The sequence below is a fragment of the Sulfitobacter sp. CB2047 genome (assembly GCF_000735125.2).
Lineage (GTDB): Bacteria > Pseudomonadota > Alphaproteobacteria > Rhodobacterales > Rhodobacteraceae > Sulfitobacter > Sulfitobacter pontiacus.
Map to the genome: position 1 here is coordinate 2889346 of NZ_CP072613.1, position 21895 is coordinate 2911240.

Annotated in this window: 24 protein-coding genes; 20 read left to right on the plus strand and 4 right to left on the minus strand. The window is 61.6% G+C overall.

Annotated elements, in window-relative coordinates; genetic code table 11:
• The first annotated feature begins 36 nt into the window (after nucleotides 1-36).
• From IV89_RS14205 to IV89_RS14235, 7 genes are all read left to right on the plus strand, one after another.
• Nucleotides 37-1203 carry an alpha-hydroxy acid oxidase gene (locus IV89_RS14205; RefSeq protein WP_009826077.1) on the plus strand — a complete coding sequence of 389 codons (1167 nt, stop codon included), beginning with the start codon at nucleotides 37-39 and terminating at the stop codon, nucleotides 1201-1203.
• A gap of 226 nt (nucleotides 1204-1429) precedes the next feature.
• Complete coding sequence (locus IV89_RS14210; RefSeq protein WP_005851594.1) at nucleotides 1430-2077, plus strand: 50S ribosomal protein L25/general stress protein Ctc; 648 nt, start codon at nucleotides 1430-1432, stop codon at nucleotides 2075-2077.
• A gap of 152 nt (nucleotides 2078-2229) precedes the next feature.
• Nucleotides 2230-2961, plus strand: a complete 732-nt coding sequence (pth, locus tag IV89_RS14215; protein WP_037943293.1) for an aminoacyl-tRNA hydrolase — start codon at nucleotides 2230-2232, stop codon at nucleotides 2959-2961.
• Nucleotides 2958-3992 carry a DUF2332 family protein gene (locus IV89_RS14220; RefSeq protein WP_037943291.1) on the plus strand — a complete coding sequence of 345 codons (1035 nt, stop codon included), beginning with the start codon at nucleotides 2958-2960 and terminating at the stop codon, nucleotides 3990-3992. The genes pth and IV89_RS14220 overlap by 4 nt, the downstream gene beginning before the upstream one ends.
• A 67-nt stretch (nucleotides 3993-4059) precedes the next feature.
• Nucleotides 4060-5232 carry a serine hydrolase gene (locus tag IV89_RS14225; protein ID WP_037943290.1) on the plus strand — a complete coding sequence of 391 codons (1173 nt, stop codon included), beginning with the start codon at nucleotides 4060-4062 and terminating at the stop codon, nucleotides 5230-5232.
• Nucleotides 5229-5618 (plus strand): DUF2237 domain-containing protein, encoded by a 390-nt coding sequence (locus IV89_RS14230; protein ID WP_005851586.1) that lies wholly within the window; start codon nucleotides 5229-5231, stop codon nucleotides 5616-5618. Before IV89_RS14225 ends, IV89_RS14230 begins: the two co-directional genes overlap by 4 nt.
• Nucleotides 5618-6211 (plus strand): DUF4893 domain-containing protein, encoded by a 594-nt coding sequence (locus tag IV89_RS14235; protein WP_037943289.1) that lies wholly within the window; start codon nucleotides 5618-5620, stop codon nucleotides 6209-6211. Before IV89_RS14230 ends, IV89_RS14235 begins: the two co-directional genes overlap by 1 nt.
• A gap of 75 nt (nucleotides 6212-6286) precedes the next feature.
• On the opposite strand, the gene trpB is transcribed toward IV89_RS14235, so the two are convergent.
• Both trpB and IV89_RS14245 read right to left on the minus strand, forming a co-directional pair.
• Nucleotides 6287-7513, minus strand: coding sequence for a tryptophan synthase subunit beta (gene trpB / locus IV89_RS14240; protein ID WP_005851582.1), 1227 nt, complete (start codon nucleotides 7511-7513; stop codon nucleotides 6287-6289).
• Between the two features lie 169 nt (nucleotides 7514-7682).
• Entirely contained in the window at nucleotides 7683-9626 is a 1944-nt protein-coding gene (locus IV89_RS14245) for an AsmA family protein (RefSeq protein ID WP_037943287.1), read from the minus strand.
• A gap of 64 nt (nucleotides 9627-9690) precedes the next feature.
• Here IV89_RS14245 and rimO point away from each other — a divergent pair, with 64 nt between their 5' ends.
• The 3 genes from rimO to IV89_RS14260 all read left to right on the plus strand — a co-directional run bounded on the left by rimO (nucleotide 9691) and on the right by IV89_RS14260 (nucleotide 12400).
• Entirely contained in the window at nucleotides 9691-11061 is a 1371-nt protein-coding gene (rimO, locus tag IV89_RS14250) for a 30S ribosomal protein S12 methylthiotransferase RimO (protein ID WP_037943285.1), read from the plus strand.
• 175 nt (nucleotides 11062-11236) lie between these two features.
• Nucleotides 11237-11656, plus strand: coding sequence for a hypothetical protein (locus IV89_RS14255; protein ID WP_037943283.1), 420 nt, complete (start codon nucleotides 11237-11239; stop codon nucleotides 11654-11656).
• Between the two features lie 123 nt (nucleotides 11657-11779).
• The gene (locus IV89_RS14260; protein WP_009826068.1) at nucleotides 11780-12400 is read left to right on the plus strand and encodes a hemolysin III family protein; all 621 of its coding nucleotides are present in this window, start codon (nucleotides 11780-11782) and stop codon (nucleotides 12398-12400) included.
• Between the two features lie 7 nt (nucleotides 12401-12407).
• On the opposite strand, the gene IV89_RS14265 is transcribed toward IV89_RS14260, so the two are convergent.
• Together IV89_RS14265 and IV89_RS14270 are read right to left on the minus strand one after the other, a co-directional pair.
• Nucleotides 12408-12758: a YigZ family protein gene (locus IV89_RS14265; RefSeq protein ID WP_009826067.1), complete on the minus strand. Its 351-nt coding sequence runs from the start codon at nucleotides 12756-12758 to the stop codon at nucleotides 12408-12410.
• A 9-nt stretch (nucleotides 12759-12767) separates the two neighbouring features.
• Nucleotides 12768-13475, minus strand: a complete 708-nt coding sequence (locus IV89_RS14270; RefSeq protein ID WP_005851568.1) for a M48 family metallopeptidase — start codon at nucleotides 13473-13475, stop codon at nucleotides 12768-12770.
• Between the two features lie 124 nt (nucleotides 13476-13599).
• Here IV89_RS14270 and IV89_RS14275 point away from each other — a divergent pair, with 124 nt between their 5' ends.
• The 10 genes from IV89_RS14275 to IV89_RS14320 all read left to right on the plus strand — a co-directional run bounded on the left by IV89_RS14275 (nucleotide 13600) and on the right by IV89_RS14320 (nucleotide 21816).
• On the plus strand, nucleotides 13600-13836 hold the full coding sequence (locus IV89_RS14275) for a hypothetical protein (RefSeq protein ID WP_005851566.1): 237 nt from the start codon (nucleotides 13600-13602) through the stop codon (nucleotides 13834-13836).
• Between the two features lie 14 nt (nucleotides 13837-13850).
• Nucleotides 13851-14717 (plus strand): branched-chain amino acid aminotransferase, encoded by an 867-nt coding sequence (locus IV89_RS14280; RefSeq protein ID WP_037943282.1) that lies wholly within the window; start codon nucleotides 13851-13853, stop codon nucleotides 14715-14717.
• A 32-nt stretch (nucleotides 14718-14749) separates the two neighbouring features.
• Nucleotides 14750-15208 (plus strand): universal stress protein, encoded by a 459-nt coding sequence (locus tag IV89_RS14285; protein WP_005851562.1) that lies wholly within the window; start codon nucleotides 14750-14752, stop codon nucleotides 15206-15208.
• A gap of 98 nt (nucleotides 15209-15306) precedes the next feature.
• Nucleotides 15307-15867 carry a NifU family protein gene (locus tag IV89_RS14290; RefSeq protein ID WP_005851560.1) on the plus strand — a complete coding sequence of 187 codons (561 nt, stop codon included), beginning with the start codon at nucleotides 15307-15309 and terminating at the stop codon, nucleotides 15865-15867.
• Complete coding sequence (tsaB, locus tag IV89_RS14295) at nucleotides 15860-16516, plus strand: tRNA (adenosine(37)-N6)-threonylcarbamoyltransferase complex dimerization subunit type 1 TsaB (RefSeq protein WP_037943280.1); 657 nt, start codon at nucleotides 15860-15862, stop codon at nucleotides 16514-16516. The genes IV89_RS14290 and tsaB overlap by 8 nt, the downstream gene beginning before the upstream one ends.
• A complete protein-coding gene (gene rimI, locus IV89_RS14300) occupies nucleotides 16513-16929 on the plus strand; it encodes a ribosomal protein S18-alanine N-acetyltransferase (RefSeq protein WP_037943279.1) in 417 nt (138 codons plus the stop codon). Before tsaB ends, rimI begins: the two co-directional genes overlap by 4 nt.
• A 160-nt stretch (nucleotides 16930-17089) precedes the next feature.
• Nucleotides 17090-18085: a BMP family ABC transporter substrate-binding protein gene (locus IV89_RS14305; protein ID WP_005851554.1), complete on the plus strand. Its 996-nt coding sequence runs from the start codon at nucleotides 17090-17092 to the stop codon at nucleotides 18083-18085.
• 2 nt (nucleotides 18086-18087) lie between these two features.
• On the plus strand, nucleotides 18088-19716 hold the full coding sequence (locus IV89_RS14310; protein ID WP_037943278.1) for an ABC transporter ATP-binding protein: 1629 nt from the start codon (nucleotides 18088-18090) through the stop codon (nucleotides 19714-19716).
• Between the two features lies 1 nt (nucleotide 19717).
• Nucleotides 19718-20848, plus strand: coding sequence for an ABC transporter permease (locus IV89_RS14315; protein WP_037943277.1), 1131 nt, complete (start codon nucleotides 19718-19720; stop codon nucleotides 20846-20848).
• Entirely contained in the window at nucleotides 20848-21816 is a 969-nt protein-coding gene (locus tag IV89_RS14320) for an ABC transporter permease (protein WP_005851549.1), read from the plus strand. Before IV89_RS14315 ends, IV89_RS14320 begins: the two co-directional genes overlap by 1 nt.
• The last annotated feature ends 79 nt before the right edge of the window (nucleotides 21817-21895 follow it).

A 21895-nucleotide genomic window follows, 5' to 3' on the forward strand; every position in this document is an offset into this window, starting at 1 on the left:
TTAGATCATCTGACCAATACATAGGAACTTGCCACCATGCCCGTGATCACCACCATCGACGACCTCAAGCGCCTGCATGAACGCCGCGTGCCGCGGATGTTCTATGACTACGCGGAATCGGGCAGCTGGACAGAGCAGACCTTTCGCGAGAACACGACCGATTTTGAACAGATCCGCCTGCGTCAGCGCGTCGCCGTGGATATGAGCGGGCGCAGCACCAAGACGCAGATGATCGGGCAGGATGTGGCGATGCCTGTGGCACTGGCCCCAGTCGGGCTAACCGGCATGCAGCACGCCGACGGAGAGATCAAAGCCGCCCGCGCCGCCGAAGCCTTTGGCGTGCCCTTCACCCTGTCGACCATGTCCATCAATTCGATCGAGGATGTGGCAGAGGCGACGACGAAACCCTTCTGGTTCCAGCTTTATACCATGCGCGACGAAGACTATGTCGCGCGGCTGATCCAGCGCGCCAAGGATGCCAAATGCTCAGCCCTTGTCATCACGCTTGATCTGCAAATCCTTGGCCAGCGCCACAAGGATCTGAAGAACGGCCTCTCTGCCCCGCCCAAGCTGACCGCCAAAACGCTCGCCAATCTGGCAACCAAATGGAGCTGGGGCATCGGCATGATGGGGGCCAAGCGGCGCAGCTTTGGCAATATCGTGGGCCATGTGCACGGCGTCGACGACACAGCCAACCTCGGCGCATGGACGGCAGAGCAATTCGACCCCACCCTCGATTGGGGCAAGATCGCCAAGCTGAAAGAGCAATGGGGCGGCAAGGTCATCCTCAAGGGTATTCTTGACGCCGACGATGCGCGGATGGCGCTGAAAGTCGGGGCGGATGCGATCATCGTCAGCAACCACGGCGGGCGCCAGCTGGACGGGGCGATCAGCTCTATCCGGGCGCTGCCGTCAATCCTGGAGGCCGTGGGCGACCAGATCGAAGTCCATCTGGACAGTGGAATCAGGTCCGGTCAGGACGTGCTCAAGGCGATGGCGATGGGGGCCAAAGGCACCTATATCGGGCGCGCCTTCATCTACGGGCTTGGCGCGATGGGTCAGGCGGGGGTTACCTCGGCGCTGGAGGTCATCCACAAGGAGCTCGACCTGTCCATGGCGCTTTGCGGTGAAACCTCTGTTGCGGGTTTGGGCAAGCATAACCTGCTTATTCCAAAAGGTTTTGAAGGCGACTGGCAGCCCTGAGGCCGCGCCTTCTTCGCATGATACGCCCGCCTTGGCTGATATGTCAGGGCGGGCGAAAACCCTGCGCGCAGCCCCTGCCCCGCCCCGCATAGGTCGCAAACCAAGGCCAACTTGCGCAAAAGCGGCGTTTTAGTCTTTCCCAAACGCCCAAACCCGTCTATACGCGCGGCTTCACGCGGACATACAGCCTTGGAGGATGTCCGCCCTAAACATATTGGAGATTACAATGGCTGGAGAGATTCCTGATCTTGAAGCTTTCGAACGCACGGGGACAGGCAAGGGCGCCGCTCGTCAGGCACGCCGCGATGGCATGGTTCCTGGTATCGTTTTCGGTGGTGACCTTGATCCGCTGCCGATCAACCTGGACTTTAACAAGCTGCTGACCAAACTGCGCGCAGGCCGCTTCAAGGCGACCCTGTTCAACCTCAAGGTTGAAGGCCAAGAAGACGTCCGCGTCATCTGCCGCGACGTTCAGCGTCACGTTGTTAAAGACCTGCCAACGCACGTCGACCTGATGCGTTTGAAGCGCACCACCAAAATCAACCTCTTCATCCAGGTTGAAGTCGAAGGCGAAGAAGTCAGCCCCGGCCTGAAAAAAGGTGGCGTTCTGACGCTGGTACGTCCCGAAGTTGAACTGGTTGTGACCGCAGGCGATATCCCTGATCACATCACAATCGACGTTTCCGAACTGGAAATCGGTGACAGCCTCACCATCTCGAGCGTGAAGCTGCCAAACGGCACCAAGCCGGTCATCGACCGTGACTTCGTGATCGCGCAGATTTCCGCGCCTTCCGGTCTGGCCAGCCAGGACGATGATGAAGACGAAGATGTTGCAGCAGACGAAGTGCCCGCAACAGAAGTCAAAGAAGACTGATACTGATATATCCGTCGCGCCTGCGGGCGCGGATGGGTCGAGACGGGGTCGCCATGGGCGGCCCCGTTTTTCGTTGGGGCGTTATTTCGTTTGGCCCCGCGGTCTGCTATCCTTGGCCAAACAAACGTTTTTATCCACTTGAAGGGGTCCGCATGAAACTGATCGTAGGGCTTGGCAATCCGGGTGCCAAATACGCGGGCAACCGGCATAACATCGGCTTTATGGCGCTGGACCGCATCGCCCAGGATCACGGCTTTGCCGGATGGAAGACCAAGCACAACGGGCTAACGGTCGAAGGGCGTTTTGGCGCGGACCGCGTGGTCTTGCTCAAGCCCGAGACATTCATGAACAACTCTGGTCAGTCGGTGCAATCGGCCATGCGGTTCCACAAGCTTGAACCGGCGGACGTGATCGTTTTGCACGACGAAATCGACCTCGCCCCCGGCAAGGTCAAATGCAAGACCGGCGGCGGGCATGCGGGGCACAATGGCTTGCGGTCGATCCATGCGCATATCGGTCCCGACTATGACCGTGTGCGCCTTGGCGTAGGCCATCCGGGGCATAAGGACGCCGTACCGGGCTATGTCCTGCGCGACTTTGCCAAGGCAGAGCAAGACTGGCTGGACGACGTATTGCGCGGGATCAGCGACGGTGCTGCGGACCTGGCGCGCGGCGATACGGCCAAGTTCATGAACGCCGTGGCCCTGCGTGTTGCCCCGCCACGATCCGGCACGGGCACCAAGAAACCCGCGGGCACTGCGGCCAAAGCTCAAGCCGCTGCGCCAAAGCCCGCGCAGCCGGCCCCAACGCAACCCAAGGCAGAGCCTGCACCCCAGACCGACGACCGCAGCGCCATGCAAAAACTGCTGGACCGGTTCAAGTGACACTGCAAGCCGCCTTTGAAGAGCAAGCCGGGCATTGCATCGCACTCGGATCTCCCTTCATGGGGCAGTTGATGGGCGTGCTGGCACAGGACTGGCCCGCCGACACAGCCCTTGGCCGTAAATTTGCGGCGATCGAAGGGGATATCGGCCCGTCGGGCGCGTCCCTTCCCCTGCGCATCGCGGGCGGGCTGCATGCGCTAGTGTTGAAACGCAAAGCGCCTGCGCTGATGGCCGTGTACCCCCCGCACAAGGCGAGCGACCAAGCCCTGTCAGAGGCCGTGCGCGACGCGATCACCACGCATGAAGCCTTCTTGCTTGATTGGACCGACAGCGCACCGCAAACCAACGAGGTCCGCCGCTCTGCCGCGTTGATCGCCGGGGCCCGCGTCGCGGCGCAGCATTTCAACCTGCCGATCCGCCTGTCCGAACTCGGGGCCAGCGGCGGGCTCAACCTGATGTGGGATCACTTCGTGCTCGAGATCGAGGGGCATCGCTTCGGGTCGAACATGTCCACAATCCTGCTGTCGCCTGACTGGACAGGCAAACTGCCACCGGCGATCAACCCGCAGGTCGAAAAACGTCGCGGCGTTGATCTGAACCCGCTGGACCCGACGCGGCCCGACCACCTGTTGCGGCTGATGTCCTATATCTGGGCGGACCAACCCGAACGCCTGACACTGACGCGGACCGCGGCCTCTGTCATGACGGCGCAGGTGCAACGCGGCGATGCGATTGACTGGCTGGCGCGCACTCTGCCCCAATCCCCCGAAGGGTGTCTGCACCTGATCCAGCACACCGTCGCGTGGCAGTATTTTCCCAAAGAGGCGCAGGCCCGTGGCCAAGCGTTGATCGAGGCTGCTGGCAAACGCGCCACGCGCAACCGCCCGCTGGCATGGCTGTCGATGGAGCAGGACGGATCCGGCCTCAAGGGGGCCGCGCTGACGCTCAGGCTCTGGCCCGGTGACATCACCCTGCCCTTGGCGCGGGTCGATTTCCACGGTCGCTGGATCGATTGGACCTACACCGGCTGACGCCAAGTTTATCTGGCACCACCGCAGCCTTCGTGCTTGGGTATCCCCGCATATCAGGGAGGATTTCATGCGCACATTCGGGAAATGGCTGGGCCGTATTTTACTGGCTCTAGTGGTGGCTGTGGTCGTTGTCGGCCTGTGGAAGCGCGAAGAGATCACGCGGCTGCTGGCGGTGAACTCGCTCTTTGCCGAAGACAAGATCGTGCATAACTTCAGCCATATGGACGAGGCCTTCCTGTCCAAACCCCTGTCGCGCGGTGATGGCCCCACAGCAGAGCTGTCTTATGGACCCGAATACGCCCCCCCTGCCGCGGTCAACGACTGGATCAAAGCGCGGGATGTGACGGCATTGGTTGTGCTGAAAGATGGTCAGATTGTCTATGAGAACTACTTTAAAGGCACCCAGCCCGATGATCTGCGGATCAGCTGGTCTGTCGCCAAAAGCTACCTTTCCGCGCTTGTGGGTATCCTGCTGGACGAAGGGGCGATTGCATCGCTTGACGACCCCGTCACGACCTATGCGCCCAAGCTGAAAGGCACCGCCTATGACGGGGCGACGCTGCGCAACGTGCTTAACATGGCCAGCGGGGTTACCTTTGACGAAGATTACCTCGACCCGGATTCCGACATCAACAAGATGGGCCGCGCCCTCGCCCTTGGCGGAGAGCTGGATGATTTCACCGCAAGCCTGAAAGACACTTTCACCACGCCCGGCAGCCAGTGGCAGTATGTGTCGATCGACACCCATGTCATCGGCATGGTCGTTCGGGGGGCAACAGGCCGGTCCGTCACCGATCTTTTGTCGGAAAAAGTCATCACCCCCATGGGTCTTGAGCATGCGCCCTATTACGTGACGGACGGCGCGGGTGTCGCCTTTGTCTTGGGCGGGTTGAACCTGACGACCCGCGATTACGCCCGCATGGGGCAGATGTTCCTGCAAAACGGTCGCTACAACGGTCAGCAGATTGTACCGGCAGACTGGGTCGCCGCCTCTACCGCGCCATCGGCCCCGACGGCAGAGGGGCAGATCGGCTATGGCTATCAGTGGTGGATTCCCCAAGGTGCGACAGAGGGTGAATTCATGGCCCGCGGTGTGTATGGACAGTATATCTACATCAACCGCGCTGACGGGGTGGTGATCGCGACCAATGCCGCCGACCGCAAATTCCGCGAGGCCGGGGTCAGCGATCAGAACATCGCCATCTTCCGCCAGATCAGCGCAGCCTTGGGGGGCACATGACACCTGACGAAAGCATCAATATTCTGGGCGGCCCGCTGGCCGTCTGTGGCAGCGATCCCGTCACGGGCTTTTTCCGCGACGGGTCGTGCAACACCTGTGCCGCCGATCAGGGCAGCCACACGGTCTGCGCGATCATGACGGCCGAGTTTCTGGCCTATTCCAAATATGTCGGCAACGACCTCAGCACACCGCGCCCCGAATTCGGCTTTGCCGGACTGTCGGCGGGCGATCCGTGGTGTCTTTGTGCGGGGCGTTTCTTGCAAGCGGCGGACGAGGGCTGCGCGCCAAAGGTGCATCTTGAGGCAACCCATCAGCGCGCCTTGGATATCGTGCCGCTGAACATCCTGCAGGCCCATGCCCTGCGCCCGAACGGCGGGGCAGACTGATGCTGCGCCTGACTGCTGCCCTGACTACGGCCTTGACCGCAGTGCTCTGCGCCGCCCCAGCCATCGCCCAAGACGCCCTGCGCCCGCAAGAGCAGCTTCGCCTCGACCGGTTCGAGGCCACGGCGGGCGATGCCCTGCTGCAAGCGTTCCAAAGCGGCAGCGCGGATGATCTGGCCGCTCTGTCGCGCGCCTTGTCCGGCACACCGCAGGTTGCCTTTGACGAGGGGCTGGCAGGCGATTGGTCCTGCCGCACGATGAAACTGGGCGGGCTGCCTGCGCTGGTGGTCTATAGCCCGTTCAAATGCCGCCTGACCTTTCAGGGCAACGGGTATCTGTTTGAAAAGCTCAGCGGGTCGCAGCGCACCACGGGGGTCATCACGCTGCGAGACGGGCGCGCGGTCTATGCTGGCGTCGGCTATGTCGCGGGAGAGGTGCCGCCCGCTTACGACGCCCTGCCACCCGGTTTTGCCGGAGATGGCACGATGCAGCCCGATGTCGCGGTGTTCGAACGTGTCAGCAACCAGCGGGCGCGGCTGATGTTTCCTGCGCCGGTGGTCGAAAGCGACTTTGATATCCTAGAACTGACCCGATAGGGCCAACGCCAAAAGAAAAGGGGGCGATGCGCCGCCCCCTTCGTGATCGTCAGTGTCTAAGCTTTCGTCTGATCCTCAGACCTTCATGTCAAAACCAAGCGCCTTGGCGACGGTGAAAATGTCTTTGTCGCCGCGCCCACACATGTTCATGCAGATGATGTGATCCTTGGGCAGCTCTGGTGCGATCTTCATCACATGCGCCAGCGCGTGGCTGGGTTCGAGCGCGGGAATGATTCCTTCAAGCGCGCAGCTCAACTGGAACGCCTCAAGCGCTTCTTTATCAGTGATCGACACATATTGCGCGCGGCCAATGTCGTGCAGCCAGGAATGTTCGGGCCCGATCCCGGGGTAATCCAGACCGGCCGAGATAGAGAACCCTTCGAGGATCTGACCGTCGTCGTCCTGCAACAGATAGGTACGGTTACCGTGGAGCACGCCGGGGCGGCCACCGGTCAATGATGCGCAATGCTCCATCTTTTCGTTCACGCCCTTGCCGCCAGCTTCGACGCCGATGATATTGACGTCCTTGTCATCAAGGAACGGATAGAACAGCCCCATCGCGTTCGACCCGCCACCGATCGCGGCGACCAGCGTGTCGGGCAGACGGCCTTCGGCGGCGTCCATCTGTTCGCGCACTTCCTTGCCGATGATCGCCTGAAAGTCGCGAACCATCGCCGGATAGGGGTGCGGCCCTGCGACCGTGCCGATGCAATAGAATGTGTCGCGCACATTGGTGACCCAATCGCGCAACGCGTCGTTCATCGCGTCTTTCAGCGTCCCACGGCCCGAGGTGACGGGGATCACTTCGGCACCCAGCAGACGCATGCGGAAAACGTTGGGGGCCTGCCGTTCAACATCATGCGCACCCATATAAACAACGCATTGCAGACCGAACTTGGCACAGACGGTGGCCGTCGCCACACCGTGCTGACCCGCACCGGTTTCCGCGATGATCCGTTTCTTGCCCATGCGCCGCGCCAGAATGATCTGGCCCAACACATTGTTGATCTTATGCGCGCCGGTGTGGTTCAGCTCGTCGCGCTTCATGTAAACCTTGGCACCGCCCAGATGTTCGGTCAGACGCTCTGCGAAATACAGCGGGCTGGGGCGACCGACATAGTGGGTCCACAGGTCGTCCATCTCGGCCCAAAAGCTGTCGTCCGTCTTGGCCTTTTCATATTCCGCTTCCAGTTCGAGGATCAGCGGCATCAGGGTTTCCGACACAAACCGCCCCCCAAAATCGCCAAAGCGGCCATTCTCGTCAGGTCCGGTCATGAAAGAGTTGAAAAGATCATTGTCCATGGAGGTGCTCCTTGCGCTTGGCGACCAGCCTTAACGCCCCCGCCGCGACAGGTAAAGACGGGGTGGGCGCGGCGAAGGGCCCGTACCGCCCCTCGCCCATAAAACGCCACGGAAAATTGCAATTTTCCAAACTGAGCTGTTGGAAATACACGGCCTGCGTGGCGCGCCGCTAGTCAAAGAGCTTGAACAGCCCGCGCCGCAGCTCGTCCTCTACCTTTTGTTTCACCGCATCCTCGACCGATTGCCCGTCCTGCCGCGATACGCCCAGTTCCTCCTCCAGCTTTTCGTTCAGCTTTTGGCGGGCCTGTTCCTTTTCCTTGGCAAAGTTCATGTCCAGCGCCGCCTGCAAATCCGGCTTGATCTGCGGTGCGGCCCACGGCCCGAAGATGCGCACCGGAATGGCCAACCCCCGATCGCCGTTCACCCGCAGCGCCTTGGGCGTGACGGTATAATCAAGCGTCTGCGCCCCCAGCCCCACCTGCCCTGTGCCCGTGGCGGTAAAGTTCGGCAGCTGCATCAGCAGGTCGTCGTTGCGCAGTACGCCTTGATCCATGTCGAATGTCGCGGCAAGGGAATCGAAGACCGTCGTGCCCCCCTCGACGTCGAAATTGCCCATCAGCGCATCAAGGTCGATCCCCTCGATATGCCCACGCCCGACATTCACCGCGCCCGATCCGCTAAGCGACCGCATGATCGCGTCCAGCGATGCGCCGGACCCGAGGAAAGATACCTCTGCATCGCCCGTACCGTGGAACCGGCCCAGCCCTGCGGTCTGTTGCAGCAAAGGCTGCATGGCGATGGAGGTCGCGTTCAGCGCCCCGCCCACCGACAGGCCGTTGCGGTTGTTGACCACGAACTCGCCACTGATCACACCGGCATAGGCCCTGATCTCGCGCAGCTCGGCGACCAGACGCGACCGGTCGTTGCGCAGCAATACGCGCGTCGCGCCCAAGCTCAGCGTGCCCAGATCAATGCTATCTGCCCGCAGCGCGACCTCGCCGTTGAAGGCGGAAAGCGCGGACGCATCAATCGGTGCTTTCGACCACCCTGTCGGAGACGCAGGCGCGGGGGTGCTTGACGCGGGCGCGGTGCCACTTGGGGCGCTGCCTGCAAAGCTGGTCAGGTCCAGCGCGCCGACGTTGATCTGCGCGTTCACATCGGGCGTGCCGTTCAGCGTGATATCCGCCGCACCGGTCAGGGCGTTCCCACCCAGATCGGCCACCACCTCGCGCAGGGCCAAGCGCCGGTCGGGCGTCAGGGTCAGATCAAGGTTGATATCCGCCGTCTTTCCCAAGCCCTGCGGCAGTGCGATGTCACCCACCCCAAGCGCTGCCAGAAAACGCCCCGTGTCCGACGTCTTGAGCCAGAGATCCCCTGCGACCGCGCCGGTCAGCCCCGCCCGTCCGGTCAGCGAAACGCCGCCGCCTTTGGTGTCCACACGGGCACGCAGCGGGCGGATATCGCCGTTCAGGAATTGGTCAAACCGGTTGATCGTCGCCTCGATCGACACGCGATCGGCCGCGGGGCGCAGGGCGGCCTTGATCACCGCATCGCCCGCCCGTTCGGGCCAGTCGAGCGACAGGTCCACACCGTCAAATCGCACCAGATCGCTGCCCTCGGCATCATAGATCAACGTGGCGTCGGTGATATTGAGCCGCTGAATCGTCAGCGGGCGCGGGCTGCGCGCAGGCGCGGTCGGAGCGGTCTCGATGGCTGCCTCGCCGCCGCCGTCGCTGAACTGCCAGCTGGCGCGCCCGTCGCGGCGTTGCTCCAGCCGGATGGTGGGGCTTTGCGCTTCAATGTTGGTGATCTTGATCTCGCCCCGGATCAGCGCCATCGCATCAACCCCGATGGCGGCATTGGCGGCCGAGAGCATCGCCCCATCCTTGGCCCAATCGGCATTCCCGACCTCGAGCCCGCCTGCGGTCACCCCCAGCACCGGCCAGAAGGTCAGCCCCACATCGCCCGTGATCGTGACCTCGCGCCCTGTCAGGTTGCGCAGCTGGTCCGCCGCGATTCGCGCAATACGGTCGGCGGGCAGCAAGAACAGCGACCCCACCGCGACCACCAAAATCAGCAGCAGTATGCCAATTGCCCGAATAATCCACTTCATCGCCCGTCTCCTTGCCTGATGCGGGGCCTTTCCCAGACCCTTTGCATGGCTTATAGCGCAGTTCATGAGCACAAACCCACCAAATCTACGCCCCGATCTTGCGCCAAAGGCCCAGATCAGCAATCCGTCCCGCCCCGGCCAGCCGACCATCGGCATGGTATCGCTGGGCTGCCCCAAGGCGCTGGTCGACAGCGAACGGATTTTGACGCGCCTGCGCGCCGAAGGCTACGGCGTGTCGCCGGACTACGCCGGGGCGGATGCGGTGATTGTGAACACCTGCGGCTTCCTTGATTCCGCCAAGGCCGAAAGCCTTGACGCGATTGGCGAGGCGCTGAACGAAAATGGCAAGGTGATCGTGACCGGCTGTCTGGGGGCCGAGCCGGATTATATCCGCGAACATCACCCGCGTATTCTGGCCGTCACCGGCCCGCACCAATATGAACAGGTGCTGGACGCGGTGCATGGGGCCGTGCCGCCTTCGCCCGATCCGTTTATCGATCTGCTGCCCGCGCAGGCCGTCAGCCTGACGCCGCGCCACTACAGCTATCTGAAGATCTCGGAAGGCTGTAACCACAAGTGCAAGTTCTGCATCATCCCCGACATGCGCGGCCGCCTGCAATCGCGCCCTGCCCATGCGATCCTGCGCGAGGCTGAAAAGCTGGTGCAGAACGGCGTGAACGAACTGCTGGTGATCTCTCAGGATACCTCGGCCTACGGCGTCGATATCAAACATGCCGAAGACCGTGGCCACCGCGCACATATCACCGATCTGGCCCGTGATCTGGGGTCGCTCGGGGCGTGGGTACGGCTGCATTACGTCTACCCCTACCCCCATGTGCGCAACCTGATCCCGCTGATGGCTGAAGGTCTGGTACTGCCCTATCTGGATATTCCTTTCCAGCACGCGCATCCCGACGTGCTGAAACGCATGGCCCGTCCTGCGGCGGCGGCAAAGACGCTGGATGAAATCGCCGCGTGGCGTGACACTTGCCCCGACATCACCCTGCGGTCCACATTCATCGTTGGCTACCCCGGCGAGACAGAGGCAGAGTTCCAGACCCTGCTGGATTGGCTCGACGAGGCGCAGCTGGACCGGGTGGGCTGTTTTCAGTACGAAAACGTGGACGGGGCGCGGTCAAATGCGCTTCCCGATCACGTGCCGGACGAGGTCAAACAGGACCGCTGGAACCGCTTTATGGAGAAGGCGCAAGCCATCTCGGCCGCCAAGCTGGAAGCCAAAGTCGGTCGCCGCATGGATGTGATCATCGACGAGATCGACGACGAGGCCGCCACCTGCCGCACGAAGGCAGACGCGCCAGAGATCGACGGCAACCTGTTCATCGACGAAGGCTTTGAAAACCTGAGCGTGGGCCAGATCGTGACCGTCGAAGTCGAAGAAGCCGGCGAATACGATCTTTGGGGGCGCGTGGTCTAGGCCACCGCTCTCCCCCCTTCTCAACCATGGAACAAAGCAAGCGCCTTGGCGTTCCTATTCGCGCAGGTAGACCCGATTGCAGGCGCAGCCCATGTTGTGGAAATTGTAAATCCGCACCCTACATATAGACAAATGATGGCGTATCAGAGGTGAAACCCTTGAAAATGCGCATGCGATGTTCTATATATGTTCCAGCCAGAACAAGGGGGCCTATACGATGTCCTACCAACCGCAGTTTCCCGGCATGTTCGATCCCGACAACGGGGCCGTACCTGCCCGTTCAGAAGATTCAGCCCGCGACGCGCGCGCCGCTTTGCCGCCGACGGAGAAGCAGATGCACTATGCTACCTCGCTTAGCCTCAAGACCGGCGCGCCTGTGCCAAAACGGGCGTTGACCGACCGCGCCGCGCTGTCTGAATGGATCGACGCCCATAAGCCCAAGCCGGTGGACGGGCCGTTTTCGCAGTATCCGTCGTCAAAGCAGGTCGCTTTTGCCGAACGCATCGCCCGCCTGAAGCGCCGCGATATCCCGCAAGAATGTTTCCGCGACAAGACGATGATGTCGCGCTGGATCGACGGCAATAAACCCCGTTGATCCGGACGCGCGCCGCGCGTCGGCATAACCTCCTATACGAATGGATAGGTCGAGATACCAAAGCGCCATTAATTAGACGAAATCTGACATGGGAATGTTGCAAACGGGTGCTAGATTTGACCTATGGCTTATCCGCACCCAACCGCTGACACTCTCGCCGATGGCACGATCCACGTGTTGGGTCTGGGATTTGCGATACCGGCAACAATCCTGCTGACAACCTATGCTGCAAGCCAGGGGGAGCAGCTTACACCGACGCTGGTTTATGCGGCCTGCTTCGTTCTGTCGCTTCTGGCGTCGGCGATTTACCACCTTTTGCCGTTTGATCGTACCCGCGCCCTGCTGGGGCGGATTGACCATGCGGCGATCTACTTCAAGATCGCGGGCACCTACACACCGTTTGTTGTGCTCATCGGAACGGGGTTCGCCTATGGCATCCTCGCCGTGGTCTGGGCGCTGGCCATTATCGGCGCGGTCGCCAAACTGTCCTTCTGGAGCACGGAGTCCAAAGCGTCGCTGTATCTCTATCTTGGCATGGGGTGGCTGTCTGTGCTGCTGGTCTGGCCGATGTGGCAAAGCCTGCCCACCACGGCGCTGACGCTGATCGGCATCGGCGGATTGATCTATACGCTGGGGACGATCGTCTTTGCACACCCCGGCATGCGCTTTCAGAATGCGATCTGGCACAGCTTTGTGCTTGCCGCCTCTATCTGCTTTTTCGCCGCCATCTCTATCAGCTTGTAAGCCCGTGTCAGGCCGCGTCCAGATAGGCGCGCACGCAGGATTGCACGTGGCGGAACCGGTCGCCGCCCAAATGTTTCCCGCCATACCAGCGCGTGACCACGATCAAGTGATCCTCCAGCCCCTCACGCTCTAGCATCCGGATAATCACCATCCCCGCACCGGATTCCCCATCATCGCCTTTCAGCGGGCCGCCGTCTGACAGCAGCACCGCCCAGGTGTTGTGGGTTGCCTTGGCATAAGATTTATCGCGCTTGAGCTCTTTCAGCGCTGCATCCACGGCGGCGCGATCGGACGCGGGGCAGCCTGAGACGGCATATTTGGACCCGCGGTCCGACAGTATCTGGCCAAGCTGCTTCATGCGGTCCCGTTACAGCCCCGCCGCGGTCCGCCGTACGGTATCCAGACGCGATGCATTGGGCGGGTGCGTGCCCAGGAAACGGTCACCCGGGTCAGGAATACGGGTAAAGAATTCGGCCCCCCGCAGCGGGTTATACCCTGCGCGTGCGGTGATAATGGTGCCCAAGGCGTCTGCCTCAAGCTCGAAGTCCTTGGAATAGGTCCGCGCGCCCACCTGAGCCCCAAGACGCTGTGCCGATTCGACCGCTGTGGCATCGCCCCCGCTCAGCGTGGCGAGACCGGCAAAGATCACCGCGCCGGCGACCGCGTTCTGCTGTTGGCGCGCGATATGCCCTTCGATGTGGTGGGCAGCCTCGTGACCCATGACAAAGGCAAGCTCATCCTCGTTCCGCGCATCCGCGATCAGGGCGAGCGTGAAGGCGATGACCGGACGCCCGGCCTTATCCTCGGTTTGGTAGGCGTTGGCGGGCTGGCCGGGGCGGTCATCGACCACGATGTTGAAATCGCAATTCACCTGCGAGGTCCGCACGCGACATTCCCGTTCGGCGACAGGTTCGACCGTTTGCAACACGCGGATAAAGCTGCGGGCGGATTCATTGGCGGAAAAACTAGCGGGTTGCCCTTGCTCGGGTTGGGTGGAGACAGGCCCCGACATGGTCGTCGGTTCGCAGGCAGCCATAAATGCCGCAGCAGCCAGAGCAAGACAGTATCTCAACATCACGTAACGCATCCTCAAAAGGGCAACGAATAGATCTGCCACCGTTTTAACGCGGCGGCGCGGATTTGAACAGACGGCGCAGTGCTGCTCTTGCATTGGACCGCCGAAAGAATACTGTGCCTTCATGTTTACGATTGAACACGAATTCGATGCCAGTGTGATCACTCTGATCGACGAAGGCAAAGCACCCTTGCGTGAAGATGTGACGGTGCAGGCCTTTGCCAGCGTTATCACATTCGAGCAATGGGACCCGCGCACCAACTCTGTCTGCAAGATCAGCCTCTCGCCCGAGCAGCTGCACGATCTGACAGCCGCGCTGAACCTGCCCGAGGGCATCTACCGCACCGCGCCCAAGCGGTAACCAAAGGACACGCAATGGCCACTGGCACAGATATCAAGACATTTTACGAAGGCAGTTGGCACGAGGGTGACATCTCTGTCATCAAGGCCGCGGACCACGGTGCATGGCTGGGCACGACCGTATTTGACGGGGCGCGGCTATTCGACGGTCTCAGCCCCGATCTGGAGGCGCATTGCGCGCGGATCAACCGGTCGGCCAAGGCACTGATGATCACCCCCACGGTCGAGACCGCCGATATGGTCGAGATGGTACGCGAGGGTCTGAAAAGCTACCCCAAGGACGCCGCCGTCTATATCCGTCCGATGTATTGGGCGCTGGCGGGCGACGAGCTGGGGATCGTGCCATTAAAGGACGCGACCGGTTTTGCCATCAGCCTAGAACAGATCCCTATGGCGGCACCCGATGCGGCCACGACGCTGACACGGACCCGTTTCCGGCGTCCCGTGCTTGAAGACAACGTCGTCAATGCCAAGGCGGGCTGCCTTTATCCCAACAACGCCCGCATGATGGTTGAAGCCCGCGCCAAGGGCTTTGGCAACGCGCTGGTCGCCGACGCCATGGGCAATGTCGCCGAATCGGCCTCTGCCAATGTGTTCATGGTAAAGGATGGCGAGGTGTTCACCCCGATCCCCAATGGCACGTTTCTGGCCGGTATCACCCGCGCGCGGCATATGTCGAACATGCGCGCCGACGGGATCAAGGTGCACGAAACAGTGCTCAGCTTTGATGACTTCCATGCCGCGGACGAGGTCTTTTTGTCCGGCAACATGATGAAGGTCACGCCTGTCAAAGCGTTTGACGACACGCAGTACCAGATCGGCCCCATGACCCGCCGCGTGCGCGAGATGTATTGGGATTGGGCGGCCTCTGACCGTGGCTGACCCCGCCCCCCGCCGTTCAACAGGAGGATGCTATGCGTAAATTTATGGTTGTGCTGGATGACAGCCGCGAATGCCTGAACGCCATGCGATTTGCCGCGATGCGGGCGTCCAACTCTGGCGGCGGGGTGGTGGTGCTGTCGGTCATCCCGCCTGACGAATTCAACCACTGGATCGGTGTGGCCGAGGTCATGCGCGAAGAAGCCCGCGAGCGGATCGAGGTGCATTTCGAGGTCTTCGCCAAATGGATGCGCGACCGGCTGAACGTGGAGCCCGCGCTGGTCATTCGCGAAGGTGTGATCGTGGACGAGATCATCAACCAGCTGGCCGATGACCCCGAAGTCGGCGTGCTGGTGCTTGGCGCGGGCACCGACAAGAAATCTGGCCCCGGCCCCTTGGTGACCCAGCTTTCCCGCAACGCAGGCTCGCTGCCGGTGCCGATCACCATCGTTCCCGGTGACATGAGCAAAGAACGGCTCGAGATGATCACCTGAGGCGGCACCGCAGGCCGTCGCAAACTTAGAATCGTTCCAAACCTTGACTTGCGCGCGTTCAGGTCGCATATCTGCATCAACCCTTTCAGGAGCATGTGATGTTTATTCAGACCGAATCCACGCCCAACCCCGCAACGTTGAAATTCCTGCCCGGTCAGACCGTGCTAGAGATGGGCACCGCCGATTTCCCCGCCCCCGAAGCCGCCAGCGCCTCGCCTTTGGCCACGCGTCTGTTCGCTGTCGAAGGCGTGACCGGCGTGTTCTTCGGCACCGATTTCGTGACCATCACCAAAGCTGACGGGATCGAATGGGACCACCTGAAACCCGCCCTGCTTGGCGCGATTATGGAGCATTTTCAATCCGGCCAGCCGGTGATGGAAACCGGCCATGACCACGCGTCGGGCCATGCGGAGCATACGGGCGAAGACGGTGCGATCGTCGGCCAGATCAAGGAATTGCTGGACAGCCGCGTGCGCCCTGCCGTGGCACAGGACGGCGGCGACATCACCTTCCACGGGTTCGAGCGCGGCGTTGTCTATCTGCACATGCAAGGGGCCTGCGCGGGCTGCCCATCGTCCACATTGACGTTGAAAATGGGCATCGAGAACCTGCTGCGCCACTACATCCCCGAAGTAACCGAGGTACGCCCGGTTGCCTAAGACGCCTCTTCTCCTGGCGTTTGATACATCGGCCGCACATTGTGCGGCCGCTTTGCTGTCGGGCGACCAGATCATCGCCAGCGTCGAGGAACCGATGAACAAGGGTCAGGGCGAACGGCTGCTTGGCCTATGTGCCGAGGTGCTGGCCAGCGCAGATGTGGCCTATAGCGATCTGACAGCGATTGGCGTCGGCATCGGGCCGGGGAACTTCACCGGTATCCGCATCGCGGTCTCAGCCGCGCGCGGGCTCGCGCTTGGCCTTGGGGTGCCCGCGATAGGTGTTTCGCATCTTCAGGCGCTGGCCTTCGGGCATGACGGCGTTGTCATCAGCAGCATCGATGCGCGGCAGGACAAGCTGTTCGTGCAGGTGTTCGGCACGATGGACGACCGCGACCCTGTGATGTGTGGGCTGGATGATCTGCCTTCAGTGCCCTCGCGCGCTGATCCCGTCTGTGTGGGTCATCAGGCCGATATGATCGCAGCACTTTGTAACGGCACCGCCTTGCCCCCTTGTATGCCCGTGGCAGAGGCAACGGCACGCATTGCCGCCACGAAGCTTGGCACCCGGACCCCGCGCCCTGCCCCGCTGTATCTGCGCCCCGCCGATGCCGCCCCGGCCCGCGACACACCGCCCGCGATCTTTTCATGACGCCGCAGGATATGGCGCGGATTCACGCCGCCGCTTTTGTGCACGACCGTGCGTGGACGGCGCAAGAGATCGCCGATCTGCTGGCCTCCCCCTTTGTGACGTATCTGGCGGAACCGCAGGGCTTTGCCCTGACCCGCCTCATCGCGGGAGAGGCAGAGCTGCTGACCCTCGCCGTTGATCCCGCAGCCCAACGTCAGGGTATTGGCCGCCGCTTGCTGCAACGCTGGATGGACGGGCTTGAAGCGCAGGCCGACACCGCCTTTCTGGAGGTCGCCGCCGACAATACCGCTGCTATCGCGCTTTACACATCCGCAGGGTTTCACCAGACGGCCACACGTCGCGGGTATTATCAGCGTAAAGATGCGCCATCCGTTGATGCATTGATCCTTTCGCGCCAGTTTACGCACGGTTAATAGGCAATATCATCCCCAAGCGCTTGAGAATCCGGTTGACCCTACCCATGGGCTACGCAGTATCGTACATCTGATCGACGGGACCGGGCGCAAGCGCGGAACTGCGACCGGGCAAAGGCTTCGCGCTTGCGCCCCAACACAATAAACCGGGAGACACTCCATGACCCTTATGACCAAATTCCTCGGCGCTGCTGCGGCCACGGCTCTTAGTGCCGGTGCGGCTCTGGCCGAACCCGCCCTGATCTTCGACCTTGGCGGCAAATTCGACAAATCCTTCAACGAAGCCGCCTTTGCTGGCGCGCAACGCTGGGCCGAAGAGACCGGTGAAAGCTTCCGCGAGATCGAACTGCAGTCCGAAGCACAGCGTGAACAGGCGCTGCGCCGTTTCGCCGAAGCGGGCTCCAACCCTATCGTGATGACCGGCTTTGCCTTTGGTGATGCGCTTGGTCAGGTTGCAGGCGATTACCCTGATACCGATTTTGTCATCATCGACATGGTTGTCGACGCACCCAACGTCCGTTCCGTTGTTTTCAACGAACACGAAGGGTCCTATCTGGTCGGCATGATGGCGGCGATGGCCTCTGAATCCAACACTGTCGGTTTCATCGGCGGCATGGACATCCCCCTGATCCGCAAATTCGCCTGCGGCTACGCCCAAGGCGTTCTGGCCGTGAACCCCGACGCGACCGTGATCTCGAACATGACAGGTTCGACCCCTGCCGCATGGAACGACCCCGTAAAAGGGTCCGAACTGACCAAAGCGCAGATCAGCCAGGGTGCTGATGTTGTCTATGCAGCCGCGGGCGGCACAGGCGTTGGCGTTCTGCAAACCGCAGCGGACGAAGACATCCTGTCGATCGGCGTGGACAGCAACCAGAACCACCTGCACCCGGGCAAGGTCCTGACCTCGATGATCAAACGCGTGGACAACGCTGTGTTTGACGCGATGTCCGATGGCCCCGGCATGGAAAAAGGCTTTAACGTCATGGGCGTTGGCAACGAAGGCGTGGGCGTCGCGATTGACGAACACAACAAGGCACTGGTTACCGCTGAAATGCAGGCCGCTGTGGATGAAGCAGCAGCCAAGATCGCAGACGGGTCGCTTGAGGTACATGACTACATGTCCGACGACAGCTGCCCGAGCCTGAGCTTCTAAGCGTGAGCACTGCAACACATACGGAGCGGCAGGAAACTGCCGCTCCGGCGATCGAGCTGAAAGGCATCTCCAAGGCCTTTGGTCCGGTACAGGCCAATAAAGACATCTCTATCCGCGTCATGCCCGGCACGATCCATGGGATCATCGGGGAAAACGGCGCGGGCAAATCGACGCTGATGTCGATCCTTTACGGATTCTACAAAGCCGATAAAGGCGACATCTATATCGCCGGTAAAAAGACCGACATCCCTGACAGCCAGGCCGCGATTGCCGCAGGCATCGGGATGGTGTTCCAGCACTTCAAACTGGTTGAAAATTTTACGGTCCTGGAAAACATTATTCTGGGTGCCGAAGACGGGCGGCTGTTGAAGCCGTCGCTGGCCAAGGCGCGCAAATCGCTGATGAAGCTGGCCGATGACTACGGCCTGAAAGTGGACCCCGACGCGCTGGTGCAAGACATCGGCGTCGGCATGCAGCAACGGGTGGAAATCCTCAAGGCGCTGTATCGTCAGGCCGATATCCTCATTCTGGATGAGCCCACCGGCGTACTGACCCCAGCCGAGGCGGACCAGCTGTTCCGCATCCTCGGGCGTCTGCGCTCCGAAGGGAAGACGATCATCCTGATCACCCACAAGCTGCGCGAGATCATGGAGACGACGGACACCGTATCGGTCATGCGCCGCGGCGAGATGACCGCCACCGTCAAGACCGCCGAAACCTCGCCCGCCGAACTGGCGGAGCTGATGGTCGGCCGCAAGGTATTGCTGCGTGTCGACAAGAAACCCGCGGCCCCCGGTCCGGTCATTCTGGATGTCGAAGGGCTGCGCGTCGTTGATGACAAGGGCGTCGAGCGTCTGCGCGGCATCGATCTGCAAGTCCGCGCGGGCGAAATCCTTGGCGTTGCGGGGGTGGCCGGCAATGGCCAGTCCGAACTGCTTGAGGTTCTGGGCGGATACCAGACCGGCAAGGGCAGCGTGCGCGTCAATGGCACGGCACTGGACCTGACCGGCAATAAATCCGACGGCCAATCCCGCCGCAACCACGGCATCGCCCATGTCCCCGAAGACCGCCAGCGCGAAGGTCTGATCATGGAGTATCAGGCGTGGGAAAACACCGCCTTCGGCTATCACAAAGACCCTGCCTACCGCAGCGGCATGTTGATGGATAACGCCGCGATCAAGGCCGACACCGTTGAAAAGATGGAACGTTTCGACGTGCGTCCGCCAAACCCCAAACTGGCGGCCAAAAACTTTTCCGGCGGGAACCAGCAAAAGATCGTTCTGGCGCGCGAGATCGAACGCAACCCCGACCTGCTGCTGATCGGCCAGCCGACCCGTGGCGTGGATATCGGCGCGATCGAATTCATCCACGAACAGATCGTCGCCCTGCGCGATCAGGGCAAGGCGATCCTGCTGGTCTCGGTCGAGCTGGAAGAGATTCTCGCACTCAGCGACCGGGTGGCTGTCATGTTCGACGGTCAGGTCATGGGCATCCGCGACGCCAGCCAGACCGATGAAAAGGAACTGGGCTTGCTGATGGCGGGCATCACCGATACCGATGCGCCCCATTCCATCGAAGAGATCGAAGACAATCTGGCCCATGCGGGCGGCGATCCGCATAAGGAAGTGTAACATGGACGTAATGCCAAAATGGGCCGAGGTCGTCCTCGTGCCTTTGATTTCGCTATTGCTGGCAGCGATCCTGTCGGCGCTGGTCATTCTGGGCATCGGGGAAGACCCCGTTGCGGCCGTCAAACTGATGGTGTCCGGCGCTTTGGGCAGCACCTATGGCTGGGGCTATACGCTGTATTACGCCACGAACTTCATGTTCACCGGCCTTTGCGTTGCCATCGCCTTTCACGCGCGGCTGTTCAATATCGGTGGCGAAGGCCAGGCGATGCTGGGCGGTTTGGGCGTAGCGCTGGCCTGTCTGTATATCCCGTGGCCCCATTGGTCGCTGGCCCTGATCGGTGCGGCTGCGATGGCTGCCGTGTTCGGCGCCGCCTGGGCCGCGATCCCCGCGTTCCTGCAGGCCAAACGGGGTAGCCATATCGTGATCACCACGATCATGTTCAACTTTATCGCGGCGGCGGTGCTGAACTATATTCTGGTTAATATGCTGCGCCCCCAAGGCAGCATGGATCCCGCAACGGCGCGTTTTCCTGACGCGACCAAACTGCCGACGCTGCATGATATCCTTGCCCCGCTGGGGATCGAGTTTTCCAAGGCAGCGCCCGCCAATATCTCTCTTCTGGTGGCGGTTGCGGCCTGTATCTTCCTGTGGGTGCTGATCTGGCGCACGCGGCTGGGGTATGAAATCCGCGCCTATGGCCATTCGGAATCGGCTGCGAAATACGCCGGCATCTCTCCGGTCAAGATTACGATGATCTCGATGATCATCTCGGGTGGTTTGGCGGGCATGATGGCGATCAACAACGTCATGGGCGAAGCCGAACGGCTGGTGCTGAACGCCACGGAAGGCGCGGGCTTTATCGGCATCGCTGTGGCGCTGATGGGGCGCAGCCATCCTCTGGGCGTTTTCCTTGCCGCGATCCTGTTCGGGTTCCTCTATCAGGGTGGTGCTGAACTGGCGCTCTGGACCTCGATCCCGCGCGAGCTGATCGTCGTCATTCAGGCGCTGGTGATCCTCTTTACCGGAGCGCTGGATAACATGGTGCGTATGCCGCTCGAGAAAATCTTTCTGGCGCTGCGCGCCGCACGGGCCCCCAAGCCCGAACGCAAACCGGTGGAGCCTGCTGAATAATGGATTATATCACGCTCATCCAACTGTTCGACAGCACCGTGCGCCTTGCCACACCGCTGCTACTGGCCTGCCTTGCCGGTCTGTTTTCCGAACGCGCCGGTATTTTTGACATCGGCCTTGATGGCAAGATGCTGGCGGCGGCGTTCTTTTCGGCGGCCGTGGCGTCGCTGACGGGGAACGTCTGGCTGGGGCTGCTGGCCGGCATCGCCGCGTCGATGGCGCTGAGCCTGCTACACGGGCTTGCCTCCATCACCTTCCGCGGCAACCAGCTGATTTCCGGCGTCGCGATCAACTTTCTTGCCGCCGGTCTGACGGTGCTGATCGCGCAGGACTGGTTCCAGCAAGGCGGGCGCACGCCGTCGCTGATCGGCGGGGCGCGGTTCAATCCGATCACCCTGCCCTTTGCCGATGACATCGCCCAGACCCCGATCATCGGCCCGCTCTATGCCGAGCTGATCTCGGGTCATTCGATCCTTGTCTACCTCGCCTTCCTCGCGGTCCCTGCGACATGGTGGCTGCTGTATCGGACACGCTTTGGCCTGCGTCTGCGCGCTGTGGGCGAAAACCCCGCTGCGGTGGATACCGCAGGGGTTTCCGTTATCGGGCTGCGCTATGCTGCGGTGCTGATCTGTGGCGTGCTTTGCGGTATTGCCGGTGCCTACCTCAGCACGGCGCTGCAGGCCGGCTTCATCAAGGATATGTCCGCAGGCCGTGGCTATATCGCGCTGGCGGCACTGATCTTTGCCAAGTGGCGCCCGTGGTACGCGCTGTGGGCCACGCTGCTGTTCGGCCTGTTCGGCGCGCTGGAAACCCGCCCCGACGTGATCGAGGCATTGGTGAACTTCAAGGTTCAGGGCCAATTGCTGGCCGCCCTGCCCTATGTGATGACCGTGATCATCCTCGCGGGCTTTGTCGGCAAGGCGATCCCGCCCCGTGCCGGCGGCGAGCCCTACGTCAAAGAGCGTTAACGCTCCCCGCGCCGTCGCAAATTGCGGCGGCGCAGCATCCACGATTGATTTCAACCTTTGGATCGGTCTAACTGCTTCT

Bases quoted from the DNA above. Each gene is read 5' to 3' on its own strand.
- trpB (WP_005851582.1), bottom strand. From the start codon at position 7,513: ATGGACAATGATCTTTTCAACTCTTTCATGACCGGACCTGACGAGAAT.
- IV89_RS14270 (WP_005851568.1), bottom strand. From the start codon at position 13,475: ATGTTGAGATACTGTCTTGCTCTGGCTGCTGCGGCATTTATGGCTGCC.
- rimO (WP_037943285.1), top strand. From the start codon at position 9,691: ATGAGCACAAACCCACCAAATCTACGCCCCGATCTTGCGCCAAAGGCC.
- IV89_RS14305 (WP_005851554.1), top strand. From the start codon at position 17,090: ATGACCCTTATGACCAAATTCCTCGGCGCTGCTGCGGCCACGGCTCTT.
- IV89_RS14225 (WP_037943290.1), top strand. From the start codon at position 4,060: ATGCGCACATTCGGGAAATGGCTGGGCCGTATTTTACTGGCTCTAGTG.
- IV89_RS14265 (WP_009826067.1), bottom strand. From the start codon at position 12,758: ATGAAGCAGCTTGGCCAGATACTGTCGGACCGCGGGTCCAAATATGCC.
- pth (WP_037943293.1), top strand. From the start codon at position 2,230: ATGAAACTGATCGTAGGGCTTGGCAATCCGGGTGCCAAATACGCGGGC.
- IV89_RS14235 (WP_037943289.1), top strand. From the start codon at position 5,618: ATGCTGCGCCTGACTGCTGCCCTGACTACGGCCTTGACCGCAGTGCTC.
- IV89_RS14285 (WP_005851562.1), top strand. From the start codon at position 14,750: ATGCGTAAATTTATGGTTGTGCTGGATGACAGCCGCGAATGCCTGAAC.
- rimI (WP_037943279.1), top strand. From the start codon at position 16,513: ATGACGCCGCAGGATATGGCGCGGATTCACGCCGCCGCTTTTGTGCAC.
- IV89_RS14290 (WP_005851560.1), top strand. From the start codon at position 15,307: ATGTTTATTCAGACCGAATCCACGCCCAACCCCGCAACGTTGAAATTC.
- IV89_RS14315 (WP_037943277.1), top strand. From the start codon at position 19,718: ATGGACGTAATGCCAAAATGGGCCGAGGTCGTCCTCGTGCCTTTGATT.
- IV89_RS14255 (WP_037943283.1), top strand. From the start codon at position 11,237: ATGTTCTATATATGTTCCAGCCAGAACAAGGGGGCCTATACGATGTCC.
- IV89_RS14260 (WP_009826068.1), top strand. From the start codon at position 11,780: ATGGCTTATCCGCACCCAACCGCTGACACTCTCGCCGATGGCACGATC.
- IV89_RS14320 (WP_005851549.1), top strand. From the start codon at position 20,848: ATGGATTATATCACGCTCATCCAACTGTTCGACAGCACCGTGCGCCTT.
- IV89_RS14210 (WP_005851594.1), top strand. From the start codon at position 1,430: ATGGCTGGAGAGATTCCTGATCTTGAAGCTTTCGAACGCACGGGGACA.
- IV89_RS14230 (WP_005851586.1), top strand. From the start codon at position 5,229: ATGACACCTGACGAAAGCATCAATATTCTGGGCGGCCCGCTGGCCGTC.
- IV89_RS14275 (WP_005851566.1), top strand. From the start codon at position 13,600: ATGTTTACGATTGAACACGAATTCGATGCCAGTGTGATCACTCTGATC.
- IV89_RS14245 (WP_037943287.1), bottom strand. From the start codon at position 9,626: ATGAAGTGGATTATTCGGGCAATTGGCATACTGCTGCTGATTTTGGTG.
- IV89_RS14280 (WP_037943282.1), top strand. From the start codon at position 13,851: ATGGCCACTGGCACAGATATCAAGACATTTTACGAAGGCAGTTGGCAC.
- IV89_RS14205 (WP_009826077.1), top strand. From the start codon at position 37: ATGCCCGTGATCACCACCATCGACGACCTCAAGCGCCTGCATGAACGC.